The sequence below is a fragment of the Streptomyces phaeoluteigriseus genome (genome assembly GCF_001896135.2).
Classification (GTDB): domain Bacteria; phylum Actinomycetota; class Actinomycetes; order Streptomycetales; family Streptomycetaceae; genus Streptomyces; species Streptomyces phaeoluteigriseus.
Window position 1 is genome coordinate 867,611 of the sequence record NZ_MPOH02000019.1, and the last position, 17,425, is coordinate 885,035.

A 17,425-nucleotide genomic window follows, 5' to 3' on the forward strand; every position below is an offset into this window, starting at 1 on the left:
CAGTCCGACGACTACACTGCGTGACGTCCTGCGGGCACGCCGAAGAGACGACCTCAGTCGCCTCGGTACGGCACCACAGCCGCACAGAAAGGGGAAAAACCCATCCGGACATGCGACGACCCCCGCCGGGGGGGAGAGCGGGGGTCGTCTTCCACGGCCGACTCGGGGGGGGGAGGAGTCGGGCCGGGTTAGCACGGTCGCGAACGATCCGTGACTTCCATGGTGTACCCGAGAGCCTTCTCAGGCAAACCCACACGCCGACCTTACGCCGAATGAGCTGCCCCTATGCTCAAGGGTGTGGAAAACCACTCCCTGCCCCGCACAGCGGCCTTCTTTGACCTGGACAAGACGGTCATTGCGAAGTCCAGCACGCTCACCTTCAGCAAGTCCTTCTACCAAGGCGGACTGATCAACCGCAGGGCGGCCCTGCGCACCGCATACGCCCAGTTCGTGTTCCTCGTCGGCGGTATGGACCACGACCAGATGGAGCGGACGCGCGAGTACCTCTCCGCGATGGTCCGTGGCTGGAACGTCCAACAGGTGAAGGAGATCGTCGCCGAGACCCTTCACGACCTGATCGACCCGCTGATCTACGACGAGGCGGCCTCCCTGATCGAGGAGCACCACACCGCCGGCCGCGATGTCGTGATCGTGTCCACTTCGGGCGCGGAGGTCGTCGAGCCGATCGGCGAACTGCTCGGTGCGGACCGCGTGGTGGCCACCCGGATGGTCGTGGGCGAGGACGGCTGCTTCACCGGGGAGGTGGAGTACTACGCGTACGGCCCGACCAAGGCCGAGGCGGTCAGGGAACTGGCGGAGTCCGAGGGGTACGACCTCTCGCGCTGCTACGCCTACAGCGACTCGGCGACCGATCTGCCGATGCTGGAGGCGGTCGGCCATGCGCACGCCGTGAACCCGGACCGCGCGCTGCGCCGTGAGGCCGTCGCGCGCGGGTGGCCGATTCTGGACTTCAACCGTCCGGTGCGGCTCAAGCAGCGGATCCCGGGGTTCGCCGTCCCGCCCCGTCCGGCGCTCGTCGCCATGGCGGCGGTAGGAGCCGCGGCGGCCACGGCGGGCCTCGTCTGGTACGCCAGTCGGCGGCGGGCGGCGGCGACCGCCTGAGCCCGACCGGCGCCTCGACCTGCATCCGTTTGCCACCTTTTTGAGGGCAAAAGTAAAGAACCGGCGCCAGCACTTCCGCTTGCCCGGGTCCTGGAGTACAAAGGATTTAACGGCCCGCGAGACCAAGGACATCCGAGAGGATTACCTGAATACCGCATTTGGCCCCACGGACCGAAGCATGAACACCGAGCACCCACGCGACGTCGACCCGTCGATTACGGGCCAGCCGCACCAGGTGACGGGCGAAGTTCCCGACCTGATGGGCATATATCGAGGACGCTTGGTAACCCGGTGAACATGCCAGCGGCGGTACGAGATCTCGTACCGCCGCAACCCTGTTCAGGCTCCCTTCGGGGAGCCTTCTTCCGTCACGCCGCCCCGCGCTGTAGCGCCTCGCACACCGCTGTCGACTCGCGGGCCCCCAGTTCGACCGCCCTGCCGCAGTGCGCGATCCAGGCCGCCATGCCCTCCGGGGTACCGGCGGCGTAGCCGTCGAGAGCGGCGAGGTAGGCCGCCCGGCCCAGCTCCGCATGGCCCACCTCGGCGGGGCAGACCGACTTGGGGTCGAGGCCGCTGCCGATCAGGACGATGCGTTGCGCGGCACGCGCCACCAGTCCGTTGTGCGAGACGAAGGGGCGCAGGGCGAGAAGTTCGCCGTGCACGACGGCGGCCGTGACCAGGGCGGGTGCGGAACTGCCCGCGACGATCAGCTCGGACAGCCCCTCCAGCCGGCCGGACACCTCGTCCGCGCTCGGCAGCGGCAACTCGATCAGCGGCTCGTCGACGGCCTCTCCCGCCTGCCGGGGCCGGCCCACCTCGTCTTCGTCGGTCGCGGCCGCCACCAGGTGGAGCCGCGCCAGCACACGCAGGGGCGACTGCCGCCAGATGGACAGCAACTGACCCGCCTCGGCGGTCAACCGCAGAGCCGCGCCGACGACACGCGCCTCGTCGTCGGCACCGAAGTCGCTGCGCCTGCGGACCTCCTCCAGGGCCCAGTCCGCCCCGGACAGCGCCGCCGAGCCGCGGGAGCCGCGCAGGGCCGCCTCGGAGGTGATCGCGGTGCTGCGGCGTCGCATGATGCGGTGCCCGTAGACCCGGTCCACCGCCTTGCGCACGGTTTCGACGGAGTCGGCCACCCCGGGCAGCGATCCCAGGGCTGCGAGCGGATCGGCGGTAGCGCCTGTCGTACTCATGAGTACGAGATTACGCAACGCGGCCGCGGACCCCACGAAGGAGTGGTCTTCTTCACGCGCGTGCGCCGAGCAGCACGTTCGTCGCACTACGCTTGCTGAACATGAAAACTGCTTTCGTTGGGAAGGGTGGCAGCGGCAAGACCACCCTGTCCTCCCTGTTCGTCCGCCATCTCGCGGCCACCGGCGTGCCGGTGATCGCGATCGACGCGGACATCAACCAGCATCTGGGCGCGGCGCTCGGACTCGACGAGGCCGAGGCCGCAGCACTGCCCGCGATGGGCGACCGGCTGCCACTGATCAAGGACTACCTGCGCGGCACCAACCCCCGCATCGCCTCCGCCGAGACGATGATCAAGACGACCCCGCCCGGCGAGGGCTCGCGGCTGCTGCGGGTGTCGGAGGACAACCCGGTGTACGACGCGTGCGCCCGGCCGGTGGAACTCGACGGCGGCGCCGTCCGTTTGATGGTCACGGGCCCCTTCACGGACGCCGACCTGGGGGTCGCCTGCTACCACTCCAAGACGGGAGCGGTGGAGCTGTGCCTGAACCACCTGGTGGACGGCCGCGACGAGTATGTGGTCGTCGACATGACGGCGGGCTCGGACTCCTTCGCCTCCGGCATGTTCACCCGCTTCGACATGACGTTCCTCGTCGCCGAGCCGACCCGGAAGGGGGTCTCCGTCTACCGTCAGTACAAGGAGTACGCCCGTGACTACGGCGTCGAGCTGAAGGTCGTCGGCAACAAGGTGCAGGGGCAGGACGACCTCGACTTCCTCCGCGCCGAGGTCGGGGACGACCTGCTCGTGACGGTCGGGCACTCGGACTGGGTGCGCGCCATGGAGAAGGGCCGGCCGCCCCGGTTCGACTCCCTGGAGGACACCAACCTGCGCGCCCTGGACGTGTTGCGGACGGCCGCCGACTCGGCGTACGAGCGGCGCGACCGGGAGCGCTACACGCGCCAGATGGTGCACTTCCATCTGAAGAACGCCCAGTCGTGGGGGAACGAGCGCACGGGGGCCGACCTGGCCGCGCAGGTCGACCCCGGTTTCGTCCTCGGCGAGAGCCTGACCGCCTCGGTGTGAGGTCGCGCGGGCCTGCCCCGCGCGACACCCGCCGCCGACGACCGCCCGCTACCGCTTGACCGCCGGTGCCCCGGGTACGCCCTTCGGGGCGGGGGCGGGGCTGCCGGAGAGGAAGGACGCCCAGCCCTGTTTCGGAGCCTCGCCGACCCCGAGGCCCCGCAGCTTGGCCAGGGTCTGCGGGTCCTGGGCGTCCAGCCAGTCCGCGAGCTGGCGGAAGGAGACGCAGCGCACCTCTTCCTTGGTGCACACGTTCTCCACGACCTCCTCGATGGCGCGCATGTACGTGCCGCCGTTCCAGGACTCGAAGTGGTTGCCGATGATCAGTGGCGCGCGGTTGCCGTCGTAGGCCCGCTGGAAGCCCCTGAGCAGGCCGTCACGCATCTGGTCGCCCCAGTACTCGTGCTTGGCCGGGTCGCCCTGGGTGGCGGTGCCGGACTGGTTGACCATGAAGTTGTAGTCCATGGTGAGCTGCTCGAAGGAGTGGCCGGGGAAGGGCACGAGCTGCATGGACAGATCCCACAGGCCCTCCTTCTTGCCGGGCCAGACCTGGTTGTTGACGCCGCTGGTGTCGTAGCGGAAGCCCAGCTCCCGGCCGGCCTTGCGGAAGTTCTCCTGGCCCTCCAGGCAGGGGGTGCGGGCGCCGATGAGTTCCTTGTCGTAGTCGAAGGGCAACGGGGCCGCCTTCGCCATGCCGGTGTTGGTCTTCCAGGTCTTCACGAACTGCTTCGCCTGGGCGATCTCCTCCTTCCACTCCTCGACCGACCACTCGCCGACGCCCCCGCCCTTGCCACAGAAGTGACCGTTGAAGTGGGTGCCGATCTCGTTGCCCTCGAGCCAAGCCAGGCGCAGTTGCTTCACGGTGTCGGCGATGCCCTGCTCGTCGTTGAAGCCGATGTCGGAGCGGCCCGGCGAGTGCTGGGGCGGCCTGTAGAGGTCGCGTTTGTGCTCCGGCAGCAGGTACACGCCGCTGAGGAAGTAGGTCATGGTGGCGTTGTTCTCCTTGGCCACCTTGCGGAAGTGGGAGAACAGGCGCTGACTGTCCTCACCCGCGCCGTCCCACGAGAAGACGACGAACTGCGGCGGCTTCTGCCCTGGCTTCAGGCGTTCAGGCCTGGACAGATGGGGCTGGGCCCCGGTGAACGCGGTGGAGCCGTCCCCGATGAGGCGGACGGCACTCTTGGGGGCGGGGGCCGCCGGCTCCGCCTTCTCAGGCCCCGACGCCCCTCCTTCATGGGAACCACCGGTTCCCCTGGCGCAGCCGGCGAGCGATGCGGCGACCGCCGCGGCGATCACGACGCCCGTGGCGATCCTCTGGGTGGCGGCCATTTTCCGCCCACCTTCTTCCTACTCCGGGCCAACAACGGCGCCGCCAACGTCGCACGGGACCCGAAAAGGAATTAATACGACAAGCCGATGAAATGGCCAGTTCACTCATCGGGGTGATCGATTGACCCATTTGCCCGAAACATCCATGCTTAGCCTTTACTCTGCATTACGATTCATTTACTAAGAGTTGATCCATCCCGCCGCTGTACGCCCGTGACCCACGGCCGCAAAATGCGACCGCGCAGCCCCGGAGGAGACGGGAAACATGTCAGCCTGCGTCCCCACTCGTACGCCGGACTCCTCGCGCACCGAGCGCGTCAATCCACCCCACGACCCCCCGCGTGCCCCGCACCGCCGCTTCCGCGTCGCGGGCGCCGACGTATCCGCCTCGATCGCGGTCTTTCTCATCGCCCTGCCCCTGTCGCTGGGTATCGCCCTCGCCACCGGCGCACCCCTCCAGGCGGGCCTGTGGCCGCCGCCGTGGGCGGGCTCGTCGCCGGACGGCTCGGCGGCTCGCCCCTCCAGGTCAGCGGACCCGCCGCCGGCCTCACCGTCGTCACCGCCGACCTCATCCAGCGCTACGGCTGGCGGACGACCTGCGCCATCACCGTCCTGGCCGGACTCGTGCAACTGGGGCTCGGCTGCCTGCGCGTGGCCCGCAGCGCGCTCGCCGTCAGCCCCGCCATCGTGCACGGCATGCTCGCGGGCATCGGCGTCACCATCGCCGTCGCCCAGATGCACATCGTCCTCGGGGGCAGCCCGCAAAGCTCCGTCCCCGACAACCTCCGCTCCCTGCCCGCCCAGTTGGCCGATCTACACCCCGCCGCTGTGGCGGTCAGCGCCCTCACCCTGGTCCTGTTGCTGCTCTGGCCGCGCCTGCCCGGCCGCCTCGGCCGTCTGTTGCGCAAGGTGCCCGCCGCCCTCGTCGCCGTCACCGGCGCCACCGCGACCGCCGTGTTCGCCGGGCTGACCCAGCCCAGGGTCGAACTGCCGTCCTGGAGCAGTCATGCCCTGGCCGGACTGCCCGAGGGGCCGGTGCTGGGCCTCGTTGCCGCAGTCCTGACCACCACCCTGGTGTGCAGCGTGCAGTCGCTGCTCGGCGCGGTCGCCGTGGACAAGCTGATCGCCGCCCGCCCCGGCGTGCCGGCCCAGGTCGGCCGCTCCGACCTCGACCGCGAGCTGCTGGGGCAGGGGGCCGCCAACATGGTCTCCGGCGCGTTGGGCGGTCTCCCCGTCGCGGGAGTGGCGGTGCGCAGTGCCGCGAATGTGCAAGCCGGTGCCGTCAGCCGGAACTCCACCATGCTGCACGGCGTTCTCGTAGTGATCGCCGCGCTGTTGATGGTCCCGGCCCTGGAGCTGATTCCGCTCGCCTCGCTCGCAGCCCTGGTCATGGCCGTCGGCATCCAGATGGTGTCCCTGCACCACATTCGCACGGTGACCCGCCACCGAGAGGTGCCGGTGTACGCCATCACCACCCTTGGCGTGGTCTTCCTCGGTGTCCTGGAGGGCGTCACTCTGGGCATCGCCGTGGCCGTCGCCGTCTCCATGCGCCGCCTCGCCCGCACCCGCATCACCCACGCCGAGAAGGAAGGAGTCCATCACGTACATGTACGAGGGCAGTTGACGTTCCTGGCGGTTCCACGCCTCAGCCGGGCCCTGCATCACGTGCCACACGGCTCCTCCGTCGTGGTGGAGTTGGACGGTTCGTTCATGGACCATGCGGCGTTCGAGACGTTGCAGGATTGGCAGAGAACGCACACCGCGCGGGGCGGCTCCGTCGAGCTGACCGGCCGCCGCTCCGGCGGAGGGACCGACACCAGCACCGGCTCCGGCAGGGAGGGCGAGGAGCCTGCCGCCTCCCTCGTCCAAGCCGTCGTCCCTGTCGTCGGTACGGCGGACAACCCCCTCGCCGGCTGCCGCTGCCGACCCTGGACACCCTGGCGCAACCATCAGTGCGACGGCCCGTTGCCGGCGCCGCCGCCCGGCCGTCGTGCCGTGGAGCGCCAGAAGCAGCTGCCGGAGGAGCCGTCCTGCGGCGAACCAGGCGGACGTACCGGCGCTCTCCCCCCGGAAGCTGCCGAGTCGGCCGCCGAGAGTGGACCCGCCAGGTCCGCCGCACCCGCGACGCCCACCAGTCCGACCCCTCCGATCCATCCGACCGAGCAGACAGAGCAGACGGATCCGGTCGATTCCACCGGTCCTGACAGGCGCACCGAGTCCGTCGGTGTCGCCGGTTCCGGGCCGAGTGGGCGTCAACTGGTCCGAGGGATCAGCGCGTTCCAGCGCAACACCGCGCCCCTGGTGCGGGGCGAGCTGGCGCGGCTGGCACGGGAGGGGCAGCAGCCGTCCCAGCTGTTCCTCACCTGCGCCGACTCGCGGCTGGTCACGTCGATGATCACCTCCAGTGGTCCCGGCGACCTGTTCGTGGTGCGCAATGTGGGCAACCTCGTGCCACCTCCCGGCGAGGAGAGCGGGGACGACTCGGTCGCGGCCGCGATCGAGTACGCGGTGGACGTACTGAAGGTGCGGTCCCTCACGGTCTGCGGACACTCCGGGTGCGGGGCCATGCAGGCACTGTTCGACGCTGAGCCGGGCGGCAAGCAGACGCCGTTGAAGCGGTGGCTTCGGCACGGGGTGCCCAGTCTGGAGCGGATGGCCGACACCGGACGGCCCTCGGCACGGCTGGCCGGGCGGCCGGCTGCCGACCCGGTGGAGCAGCTCTGCCTGACCAATGTGGTCGAGCAGTTGGACCATCTGCGGGCCTACGAGTCGGTGGCACGGGCGCTGCGGGCCGGGGAGCTCGAGCTGTACGGGATGTATTTCCACGTGGGCGAGGCCCAGGCGTACCTGCTCAGCGAGGCGGGGCAGAGCGAAGGCGAGGCCGCGGTGTTCGACCACGTGGGAGTGGCCGATCTGAGCGCGTCAGAGGCGTGAGAGGTCGGGTCGGGCTTCGCCGGACCGGCGGGGCCGACCGCTCCTCGGCGTACGCCCAGCCCGCACCCGGCCCACGCCCGCCTCCCCCCGAATGTGAAAGCCGTTACACCAGCTGAACTCCGCCCGGCCGGGGTCCGTGGGTACGGATGAATCCGGGTGACAGAAGGGGAGCCGCACCACACCGCCCGACAGGTCTAAACCAATTGCCTGTCGGCCCTTGTCACCGGCCCCCCGGGTCTGATGAGCTGTGGCCTGGGACACAACGGACACCCTTGGAAAGGGAGATGTCGTGAGCAACGAAAGCCTGGCCAACCTGCTGAGGGAGGAGAGGGACTGATGAGCGAGACTTCTTCCCTTTCCAACCTGCTCAAGGAAGAGCGCAGGTTCGAGCCGCCCGCCGACCTGGCCGCCAACGCCAACGTCACGGCGGAGGCGTACGAGCAGGCCAAGGCTGACAGGCTCGGCTTCTGGGCCGAGCAGGCCCGTCGGCTGGCCTGGGCCAAGGAGCCGACGGAGACGCTGGACTGGTCGAACCCGCCGTTCGCCAAGTGGTTCAAGGACGGCTCGCTCAATGTCGCGTACAACTGCGTGGACCGGCACGTGGAGGCCGGGAACGGCGACCGGGTGGCGATCCACTTCGAGGGCGAGCCGGGCGACAGTCGCGCCATCACCTACGCCCAGCTCAAGGACGAGGTCTCCAAGGCGGCCAACGCCCTGTTGGAGCTGGGCGTGCGCAAGGGCGACCGCGTCGCCGTCTACATGCCGATGATCCCCGAGACGGCCGTCGCGATGCTCGCGTGCGCCCGGATCGGTGCCGCGCACTCCGTGGTCTTCGGCGGCTTCTCGGCGGACGCGCTCGCCACCCGTATCCAGGACGCCGACGCCAAGGTCGTCATCACCTCGGACGGCGGGTACCGGCGCGGCAAGCCGTCCGCGCTGAAGCCGGCCGTCGACGACGCGGTCGCGCGCGTGGACAACGTCGAGCACGTCCTCGTGGTCCGGCGTACCGGCCAGGAGGTCGCCTGGGACGACAGCCGTGACGTGTGGTGGCACGAGATCGTCGAGCGGCAGCCGGCCGAGCACACGCCCGAGGCGTTCGAGGCCGAGCACCCGCTGTTCATCCTCTACACCTCCGGCACGACGGGTAAGCCGAAGGGCATCCTGCACACCTCCGGCGGCTATCTCACCCAGACCGCGTACACCCACCACGCCGTGTTCGACCTCAAGCCCGAGACCGACGTGTACTGGTGCACCGCCGACGTCGGCTGGGTCACCGGCCACTCGTACATCGTGTACGGGCCGCTGGCGAACGGCGCGACGCAGGTCATGTACGAGGGCACGCCCGACACCCCGCACCAGGGCCGGTTCTGGGAGATCGTGCAGAAGTACGGGGTGACGATCCTGTACACGGCGCCGACCGCGATCCGTACGTTCATGAAGTGGGGTGACGACATCCCCGCGAAGTTCGACCTCTCCAGCCTCCGGATCCTGGGGTCCGTCGGGGAGCCGATCAACCCCGAGGCCTGGATCTGGTACCGCAAGCACATCGGCGCGGACCGCACCCCCGTCGTCGACACCTGGTGGCAGACCGAGACCGGCGCGATGATGATCTCGCCGCTGCCGGGTGTCACCGCGGCCAAGCCCGGTTCCGCGCAGACGCCGCTGCCCGGCATCTCCGCCACCGTCGTGGACGACGAGGCCAACGAGGTGCCCGACGGCGGTGGCGGCTACCTCGTCCTGACCGAGCCGTGGCCGTCGATGCTGCGCACCATCTGGGGCGACGACCAGCGGTTCCTCGACACGTACTGGTCGCGTTTCGAGGGCAGGTACTTCGCCGGTGACGGCGCGAAGAAGGACGACGACGGCGACATCTGGCTGCTCGGCCGGGTCGACGACGTGATGCTCGTATCGGGCCACAACATCTCCACCACCGAGGTGGAGTCGGCGCTGGTGTCGCACCCGTCCGTCGCCGAGGCGGCCGTGGTGGGCGCCGCCGACGAGACGACCGGGCAGGCGATCGTCGCCTTCGTGATCCTGCGGGGCACGGCGAACGCCGAGGACGAGAACCTCGTCGCCGACCTGCGCAACCACGTCGGCACCGCGCTCGGCCCCATCGCCAAGCCGAAGCGGATCCTGCCGGTGGCCGAGCTGCCGAAGACCCGCTCCGGCAAGATCATGCGCCGCCTGCTGCGGGACGTGGCGGAGAACCGGCAGCTGGGTGACGTCACCACGCTGACCGACTCGACAGTCATGGACCTCATCCAGACGAAGCTCCCCGCGGCGCCCAGCGAGGACTGAGGGCCGCCATCGAGGGCACCCCGCACCAGGAGCGCGGGGTGCCTATTGCACCTAACGTGAGTATCGCCGGAACGTGCCGGGCTCACTTTAGGTAAGCTAAACAAAGGTGAGCCGGGAAGTCTGGTCGGCATGAGTTCTGTGCTGCCCACTCACCGGAGGTCCCGTAGTGCCCTCGCCCAGCACCGCCACCCCCCGCAAGGTCTTCGGACGTCTCTCCCTGCCCGAGCGGAACTACGTGGCGGAGGCGCTGCGCACCGAGACCGTCGGCGGTGTATTGCTGCTGGTCGCCGCCGTCACCGCGCTGATCTGGGCGAACATACCCGCGCTGCACGACAGCTACGAGAGCGTCAGCCACTTCCACCTCGGCCCCGGGGCGCTCGGGCTGAACCTGTCGATCGAGCACTGGGCGGCCGACGGTCTCCTCGCCGTCTTCTTCTTCGTCGCCGGCATCGAGCTGAAGCGCGAACTCGTCGCCGGTGAACTCAAGGACCCGAGGGCAGCCGCGCTGCCCGTCGTCGCCGCCCTGTGCGGCATGGCCGTACCGGCACTGGTCTATGTAGTGACCAACCTCACCGGTGGCGGCGCCCTGGACGGCTGGGCCGTGCCCACCGCGACCGACATCGCCTTCGCGCTCGCCGTGCTGGCCGTCATCGGCACCTCCCTGCCCAGTGCCCTGCGCGCCTTCCTCCTCACGCTCGCCGTCGTCGACGACCTGTTCGCCATCCTGATCATCGCCGTCTTCTTCACCGAGGGCATCGACTTCGCCGCGCTCGGTGGCGCGGTCGTCGGCCTCGTCGTGTTCTGGCTGCTGCTGCGCAAGGGTGTACGCGGCTGGTACGTGTACGTGCCGCTCGCGCTGATCATCTGGGCGCTGATGTACAACAGCGGCGTGCACGCCACCATCGCGGGCGTCGCGATGGGCCTGATGCTGCGCTGCAGCACCCGCGAGGGCGAGGAGCACTCCCCCGGCGAGCGGATCGAACACCTCGTGCGCCCTCTGTCGGCGGGCCTCGCGGTTCCGCTGTTCGCCCTGTTCAGCGCCGGTGTGTCGATCTCCGGCGGCGCGGTCGGGGATGTCTTCACCCAGCCGGAGACGCTGGGGGTCGTGCTGGGACTGGTCGTCGGCAAGACCCTCGGCATCTTCGGCGGGACCTGGCTGACCGTCCGCTTCACCCGGGCCTCGCTCAGCGAGGATCTCGCCTGGGCGGACGTCTTCGCCGTCGCCTCGCTCGCCGGCATCGGGTTCACCGTCTCGTTGCTGATCGGGGAGCTGGCCTTCGAGGGCGACGCGGTCCTCACCGACGAGGTCAAGGCGGCCGTCCTGATCGGTTCGCTGATCGCGGCGGCCCTGGCCACCGTTCTGCTGAAGCTGCGCAACGCCAAGTACCGCCGGATGTGGGAGGACGAGGAGCGCGACGAAGACCTCAGCGGCGTCCCTGACATCTACGAGGAGGACGACCCGGCGTACCACCTGCGGATGGCGGACATCCATGAGCGCAAGGCCGCCGAGCACCGTCGGATGGCCGCGGAGAAGGCCGCCGCGCGCCACGGGCTTGCCGAAGTGCCGGGCGGGGCGGGCAACGAGGGCGACCGTCCGGCATGATCTGACGGGACGGTACAAAAGACGGGACCGTACGCAGTCAGGCAGAAGACGGCGGAACCGTACAAGACGAGGGAGACCGCGATGAGCGCACCCGACGGCAGCCCGGTCGGCGCAGAACGCAGCATCGGCCAACTGTTCGCCTCCGCGACGACCGAGATGTCGTCGCTGGTGCACGACGAGATCGCGTTGGCGAAGGCTCAGCTCAAGCAGGACGTGAAGCGCGGCGCGACGAGCGGCGGGGCGTTCACGGTGGCGGCGGCGATCCTGCTGTTCTCGCTGCCGATGCTGAACTTCGCCCTCGCGTACGGCATCCGTACCTGGAGCGACTGGAATCTCGCGATCTGCTTCCTGCTGTCCTTCGCCGCGAACGTCCTCATCGCCGTGGTCCTGGCGCTGATCGGCGTGCTCTTCGCCAAGAAGGCCAAGAGGAGCAAGGGTCCGCAGAAGGTCGCCGCCTCGATGAAGGAGTCGGCGGGCGTCCTCCAGAACGCCAAGCCGCACCCGCGGCCCGAGCTCGCGCGGGATCGGGACCGTAAGGCCCTCGAGGCTGTGACACGCTCGTCGTCATGACCGACCCCGCTACCCCATCGGCGCAGCCGGCCTCAGTCGTACGGCCCGCGTTCGTCGGCGAGACCAAGGTGACCCACCGCGAGGTCGCCGCCAACGGCGCGCGCTTCCACATCGCCGAACTGGGTGACGGCCCTCTCGTGATGCTCGTGCACGGCTTCCCCCAGTTCTGGTGGACGTGGCGGCATCAGCTGACCGCGCTGGCCGACGCCGGCTTCCGGGCCGTCGCCATGGACCTGCGGGGCGTCGGCGGCAGCGACCGCACGCCCCGCGGCTACGACCCGGCCAACCTCGCCCTCGACATCACCGGCGTGATCCGTTCCCTCGGCGAGCCGGACGCCGCGCTGGTCGGCCACGACCTGGGCGGCTATCTGGCGTGGACGGCGGCGGTCATGCGCCCCAAGCTCGTACGGCGGCTCGCGGTCTCCTCGATGCCGCACCCGAGGCGCTGGCGCTCGGCGATGCTCGCCGACGTCCGGCAGACCACCGCCGGCTCCCACATCTGGGGGTTCCAGCGGCCCTGGATCCCGGAGCGGCAGCTGACCGCAGACGACGGCGAGCTGGTCGGCCGGCTGATCCGGGAGTGGTCCGGGCCGCGCCCGCCGGAGGACGAGGCGATCGAGACGTACCGGCGGGCGATGTGCATCCCCTCCACCGCGCACTGCTCGGTGGAGCCGTACCGGTGGCTGGTGCGGTCGCTGGCCCGGCCGGACGGGATCCAGTTCTACCGGCGCATGAAGCGGCCCGTGCGCGTGCCGACACTGCATCTGCACGGCTCCCTGGACCCGGTGATGCGCACCCGCAGCGCGGCCGGTTCGGGCGAGTACGTCGAAGCGCCGTACCGCTGGCGCCTGTTCGACGGGCTCGGGCACTTCCCGCACGAGGAGGATCCGGTCGCTTTCTCCACCGAACTGGTCAACTGGCTGAAGGATCCCGAACCCGATCGGTGACCGGGCTGTCGCGCCCGGTATCCGGTGCTGAACACCTGTACTACGAACAGCCAATTGCCTGGCGCATAGGCCAATTGGTGGGCTCTCGCGCGGTTATCGACCTTGGGGCAGGGGCAGACGTCGAGGTATGGGCTGGACGCACGACTACAGTGACGCACCACGCAACCGCCGCTCAGCCGGTGGTCTTGACTCCCACCAACGAGGTAACGGCCCGAAGTTGCAGGGCAGCGACCCGCGTGTGGGCATTCCGCGCATCCTGCGCCGCCGGGCCCGCTGGGTCTCGGTACGCCTGCGTCACCCGCGCGACTGACGGCCTCGCGGGCCTCTTCCGGGTGCGGTCGGCCGACTGACCGACCGCACCCGTCTCACAGGGCGCAGTTGTCGCTGTCCACCTGCTGGTTCGCGGTGCGGCCCTGGGCGATGTCCTGCTGGATCTCTTCCGCGGTGAGCGCGTAGCCGGTGTCCGCGTCGTCGAGGGACTTGGCGAAGACCACGCCGTACACCTTGCCTTCGGGCGTGAGCAGCGGGCCTCCGGAGTTGCCCTGGCGGACCGTCGCGTACAGCGAGTAGACGTCACGGCGGACGGTGCCGCGGTGGTAGATGTCGGGGCCGTTGGCCGTGATACGGCCCCGCACGCGCGCCGCGCGGACGTCGTACGCGCCGTTCTCCGGGAAGCCGGCGACGATCGCGCTGTCCCCGCTCGCCGCGTCTCCGGTGGTGAACTGGAGCACGGGCGCGTCGAGATCCGGTACGTCGAGGACGGCGATGTCGCGCTTCCAGTCGTACAGCACGACCGTGGCGTCGTACTTGCGGCCCTCACCGCCTATCTGGACGGTCGGCTCGTCGACGCCGCCCACGACATGCGCGTTGGTCATGACGCGGCGCTCGCCGAAGACGAAGCCGGTGCCCTCCAGGACCTTGCCGCAGCTCTCGGCGGTGCCCATCACCTTGACGATGGAGCGCTGCGCGCGGACCGCCACGGCGCTGTCGGCCAGGGCCGGGTCGGGCGGCTGGACGTCGGTGATCGGCTCGTTGGCGAACGGGCTGAAGACCTGTGGGAAGCCGTTCTGCGCGAGGACCGAGGAGAAGTCGGCGAACCAGGTGTCGGCCTGGGCGGGCAGCGCCTCGGACACGCCGTGCAGCACCGTGGAGCTACGGACCTCCTTGCCCAGCGTGGGCAGGGTGGTGCCGGCGAGGGCGGACCCGATCAGCCAGGCCACCAGCAGCATCGCGACCACGTTGACCAGGGCGCCGCCGGTCGCGTCCAGCACGCGGGCCGGGGACCAGGTGATGTGACGGCGCAGTTTGTTGCCCAGGTGGGTGGTGAGGGCCTGCCCCACGGAGGCGCAGACGATCACGACGACCACCGCGACGACCGCGGCCGTCGTGCTCACCTCGGAGTTGTCGGTCAGCCAGTCCCAGATGACCGGGAGCAGATAGACGGCGACGAGACCGCCGCCCAGGAATCCGATCACCGACAGGATGCCGACGACGAAGCCCTGGCGGTAGCCGACGACGGCGAACCAGACGGCAGCGACCAGCAACAGGATGTCCAGCACGTTCACCGTTCAGGCCTCGCCTCGTTCTACCCGGCCACGGCAGGCCGGCCGGGGTCCGGGGGGTCGTCCCCCGGGTACACACAGCACGGACGACACCCTGTCATGACCGCCAGTCGAGTGGCACCAGCTTCTCGCGGTCCCAGGGGCGCTCCCAGCCCGCGTAGTGCAGGAGGCGGTCGATGACACCGGCCGTGAAGCCCCACACGAGGGCGGATTCGACCAGGAATGCCGGGCCTCGGTGACCGCTGGGGTGGTACGCCGTGGCGCGGTTGGCGGGATCCGTGAGATCCGCCACGGGGACCGTGAACACCCGGGCTGTCTCGTTCGGATCGACCACGCCGACCGGGCTCGGCTCGCGCCACCAGCCCAGCACGGGGGTCACGACGAACCCGCTGACCGGGATGTACAGCTTGGGCAGTACACCGAACAGCTGGACGCCCGCCGGGTCGAGGCCCGTCTCCTCCTCGGCCTCGCGCAGGGCTGCCCGCAGCGGGCCGTCACCATGCGGATCGCCGTCCTGCGGGTCGAGGGCGCCGCCGGGGAATGAGGGCTGCCCGGCGTGCGAGCGCAGGGAGCTGGCGCGCTCCATGAGCAGCAGTTCGGGGCCTCGCTCGCCCTCACCGAAGAGGATCAGGACGGCCGACTGTCTGCCCCCGCCGTCCTCCGGGGGCAGGAAGCGGCTCAGCTGGAGCGGCTGCACCGTCTCCCCGGCGTCGGCCACCGGTCCCAGCCAGGCCGGAAGCCCCTCCTTGCTGAGGGCCACCGCCCCGCCCTGCGTGTCACTCGCACGTGTCATCGCCGCACCACCCCCCGTTCTGCCTGCTCCAACGCCCGAGGAGACGGGGATCGTTCCGGCTCGACCGGGCTTCACCCTGCCTCATCCGGCCCCCAGCGGGGGAGCGGGCCGGCCACCCGCGTCCAGGTAGGCCTGGGGCGGGTTCAGCCGTTGGCCGGGGAAGCCGCCCTTCTCGTACTTGAGGAGCTTCTTCGCCTTCTCGGGGTCCGTCTCCCCCTCGCCGTACGCCGGGCAGAGCGGGGCGATCGGGCAGGCGCCGCAGGCGGGCTTGCGGGCGTGGCAGATGCGGCGGCCGTGGAAGATCACGTGGTGCGAGAGCATCGTCCACTCGCTCTTGGGGAAGAGTGCGCCGACGGCGGCCTCGATCTTGTCCGGCTCGGTCGCCTCCGTCCACCGCCAGCGCCGTACGAGCCGCTGGAAGTGGGTGTCGACGGTGATTCCCGGTCGCCCGAACGCGTTGCCCAGGACCACGAAGGCGGTCTTGCGGCCGACGCCGGGGAGCTTCACCAGCTCTTCGAGACGCCCGGGGACCTCGCCGTCGAACTGCTCGACCAGGGCTTTGGAGAGCCCTATCACCGACTTGGTCTTGGCGCGGAAGAAGCCGGTCGGGCGCAGGATCTCCTCGACGTCCTCCGGGTTGGCGGCGGCCAGGTCCTCGGGAGTGGGGTACTTCGCGAAGAGGCCGGGGGTGGTCTGGTTGACCCGGAGGTCGTGGTCTGGGCGGACAGGACCGTGGCGACCACCAGTTGGAAGGGGTTCTCGAAGTCCAGTTCGGGGTGGGCGTAGGGGTAGATCTCGGCCAGCTCGCGGTTGATCCGGCGGGCGCGGCGGACGAGGGCGGTGCGGGACTCGTTCCTCGGGGGCTTCGGTGCTTCGAGCGCCGTCACGGCGCCCTCGGACTTCTTCGCGGGAGCCACCTTCTTGACGGCCGCCTTCTTCGCCGCCGGTTTCCCGGCTGCCGTGCCCTTCGCAGCCGCAGTCGCCTTCTTCACGGCTTTCGCCCTCTTCTCCTCACCACCGGAGCCCTGTTCGCCCACAGCGGAATCGCGACGTACAACCACCTGTCCAGCCCCCTCGGCCTGTGCTCTCACCGGCGATTTGGACACCCGGCCAGCCTAAAGCCCGGCACCGACATCCGCCCCGGACCCTGAAGATCAGCGCCCAATTGGACCCCTGCCGCTTACCCCAGGACACGTGTGCGGCATCCTTGTGACAGATCACACTGTTTGGACCGTCCGGCAAAATGGGGAACACGGACCCCTGGCACACGGGGGAGCAAGATCCCCTGAGCAGGTCGACAAGGAGAGAACTCGTGGACGACGTCCTCCGGCGCAACCCGCTCTTCGCGGCACTCGACGACGAGCAGGCCGCGGAGCTCCGCGCCTCCATGAGCGAGGTGACGCTCGCCCGTGGCGACTCCCTGTTCCACGAGGGAGACCCCGGCGACCGGCTCTACGTCGTCACCGAGGGCAAGGTCAAGCTCCACCGCACGTCTCCGGACGGCCGCGAGAACATGCTGGCGGTGGTCGGTCCCAGCGAGCTGATCGGCGAGCTGTCGCTGTTCGACCCGGGCCCGCGGACGGCGACCGCCACCGCACTGACCGAGGTCAAGCTGCTCGGCCTCGGCCACGGCGATCTCCAGCCCTGGCTGAACGCCCGCCCCGAGGTGGCCACCGCGCTCCTGCGCGCCGTCGCCCGGCGCCTGCGCAAGACGAACGACGCCATGTCCGACCTGGTCTTCTCCGACGTTCCCGGCCGTGTCGCGCGCGCCTTGCTGGACCTCTCCCGCCGCTTCGGTGTGCAGTCCGAGGAAGGCATCCACGTCGTCCACGACCTCACGCAGGAGGAACTGGCCCAGTTGGTCGGCGCGTCCCGCGAGACCGTGAACAAGGCGCTGGCCGACTTCGCGCAGCGCGGGTGGCTCCGCCTGGAGGCCCGCGCGGTCATCCTGCTGGACGTGGAGCGACTGGCCAAGCGGTCTCGCTAGCCCCTGGG

The 17,425-nt window shown here is 69.9% G+C and carries 13 protein-coding genes and 1 pseudogene; 9 read left to right on the forward strand and 5 right to left on the reverse strand.

Annotated elements, in window-relative coordinates; translation table 11 throughout:
- Window positions 1-285: 285 nt before the first annotated feature.
- A complete protein-coding gene (locus tag BM536_RS33625; RefSeq protein ID WP_073492691.1) occupies window positions 286-1,122 on the forward strand; it encodes an HAD family hydrolase in 837 nt (278 codons plus the stop codon).
- Between the two features lie 368 nt (window positions 1,123-1,490).
- On the opposite strand, the gene BM536_RS33630 is transcribed toward BM536_RS33625, so the two are convergent.
- The gene (locus tag BM536_RS33630; RefSeq protein ID WP_073492689.1) at window positions 1,491-2,315 is read right to left on the reverse strand and encodes a Fic family protein; all 825 of its coding nucleotides are present in this window, start codon (window positions 2,313-2,315) and stop codon (window positions 1,491-1,493) included.
- 101 nt (window positions 2,316-2,416) lie between these two features.
- On the opposite strand from BM536_RS33630, the gene BM536_RS33635 reads away from it, so the two are divergent.
- The gene (locus BM536_RS33635; protein WP_073492686.1) at window positions 2,417-3,397 is read left to right on the forward strand and encodes an ATP-binding protein; all 981 of its coding nucleotides are present in this window, start codon (window positions 2,417-2,419) and stop codon (window positions 3,395-3,397) included.
- A 48-nt stretch (window positions 3,398-3,445) separates the two neighbouring features.
- Here the strand turns inward: BM536_RS33635 and BM536_RS33640 are convergent, their stop codons facing one another.
- Window positions 3,446-4,723 carry a polysaccharide deacetylase family protein gene (locus tag BM536_RS33640; RefSeq protein ID WP_073492684.1) on the reverse strand — a complete coding sequence of 426 codons (1,278 nt, stop codon included), beginning with the start codon at window positions 4,721-4,723 and terminating at the stop codon, window positions 3,446-3,448.
- A gap of 468 nt (window positions 4,724-5,191) precedes the next feature.
- Here BM536_RS33640 and BM536_RS33645 point away from each other — a divergent pair, with 468 nt between their 5' ends.
- From BM536_RS33645 to BM536_RS43420, 6 genes are all read left to right on the forward strand, one after another.
- Window positions 5,192-7,657: a SulP family inorganic anion transporter gene (locus tag BM536_RS33645; RefSeq protein ID WP_245873905.1), complete on the forward strand. Its 2,466-nt coding sequence runs from the start codon at window positions 5,192-5,194 to the stop codon at window positions 7,655-7,657.
- Between the two features lie 336 nt (window positions 7,658-7,993).
- Window positions 7,994-9,955: an acetate--CoA ligase gene (gene acs, locus BM536_RS33650; RefSeq protein WP_073492680.1), complete on the forward strand. Its 1,962-nt coding sequence runs from the start codon at window positions 7,994-7,996 to the stop codon at window positions 9,953-9,955.
- A 166-nt stretch (window positions 9,956-10,121) separates the two neighbouring features.
- Window positions 10,122-11,558: a Na+/H+ antiporter NhaA gene (gene nhaA, locus BM536_RS33655; protein ID WP_073492678.1), complete on the forward strand. Its 1,437-nt coding sequence runs from the start codon at window positions 10,122-10,124 to the stop codon at window positions 11,556-11,558.
- An 81-nt stretch (window positions 11,559-11,639) separates the two neighbouring features.
- Window positions 11,640-12,128, forward strand: coding sequence for a phage holin family protein (locus tag BM536_RS33660; protein ID WP_073492676.1), 489 nt, complete (start codon window positions 11,640-11,642; stop codon window positions 12,126-12,128).
- Window positions 12,125-13,075 (forward strand): alpha/beta fold hydrolase, encoded by a 951-nt coding sequence (locus BM536_RS33665; protein ID WP_073492674.1) that lies wholly within the window; start codon window positions 12,125-12,127, stop codon window positions 13,073-13,075. Before BM536_RS33660 ends, BM536_RS33665 begins: the two co-directional genes overlap by 4 nt.
- A gap of 127 nt (window positions 13,076-13,202) precedes the next feature.
- A complete protein-coding gene (locus BM536_RS43420) occupies window positions 13,203-13,385 on the forward strand; it encodes a hypothetical protein (RefSeq protein WP_073492672.1) in 183 nt (60 codons plus the stop codon).
- A 55-nt stretch (window positions 13,386-13,440) separates the two neighbouring features.
- Here BM536_RS43420 and BM536_RS33675 read toward each other — a convergent pair whose 3' ends face one another.
- The 3 genes and pseudogenes from BM536_RS33675 to nth form a co-directional block, all read right to left on the reverse strand.
- Window positions 13,441-14,640 (reverse strand): MarP family serine protease, encoded by a 1,200-nt coding sequence (locus tag BM536_RS33675; RefSeq protein ID WP_073492670.1) that lies wholly within the window; start codon window positions 14,638-14,640, stop codon window positions 13,441-13,443.
- 94 nt (window positions 14,641-14,734) lie between these two features.
- Window positions 14,735-15,430: an NUDIX hydrolase gene (locus tag BM536_RS33680; protein ID WP_073492668.1), complete on the reverse strand. Its 696-nt coding sequence runs from the start codon at window positions 15,428-15,430 to the stop codon at window positions 14,735-14,737.
- Between the two features lie 81 nt (window positions 15,431-15,511).
- Window positions 15,512-16,467 (reverse strand): annotated as a pseudogene (gene nth / locus BM536_RS33685) (endonuclease III).
- A gap of 275 nt (window positions 16,468-16,742) precedes the next feature.
- Here nth and BM536_RS33690 point away from each other — a divergent pair.
- Window positions 16,743-17,417, forward strand: coding sequence for a Crp/Fnr family transcriptional regulator (locus BM536_RS33690; protein WP_020129286.1), 675 nt, complete (start codon window positions 16,743-16,745; stop codon window positions 17,415-17,417).
- Window positions 17,418-17,425: the final 8 nt, after the last annotated feature.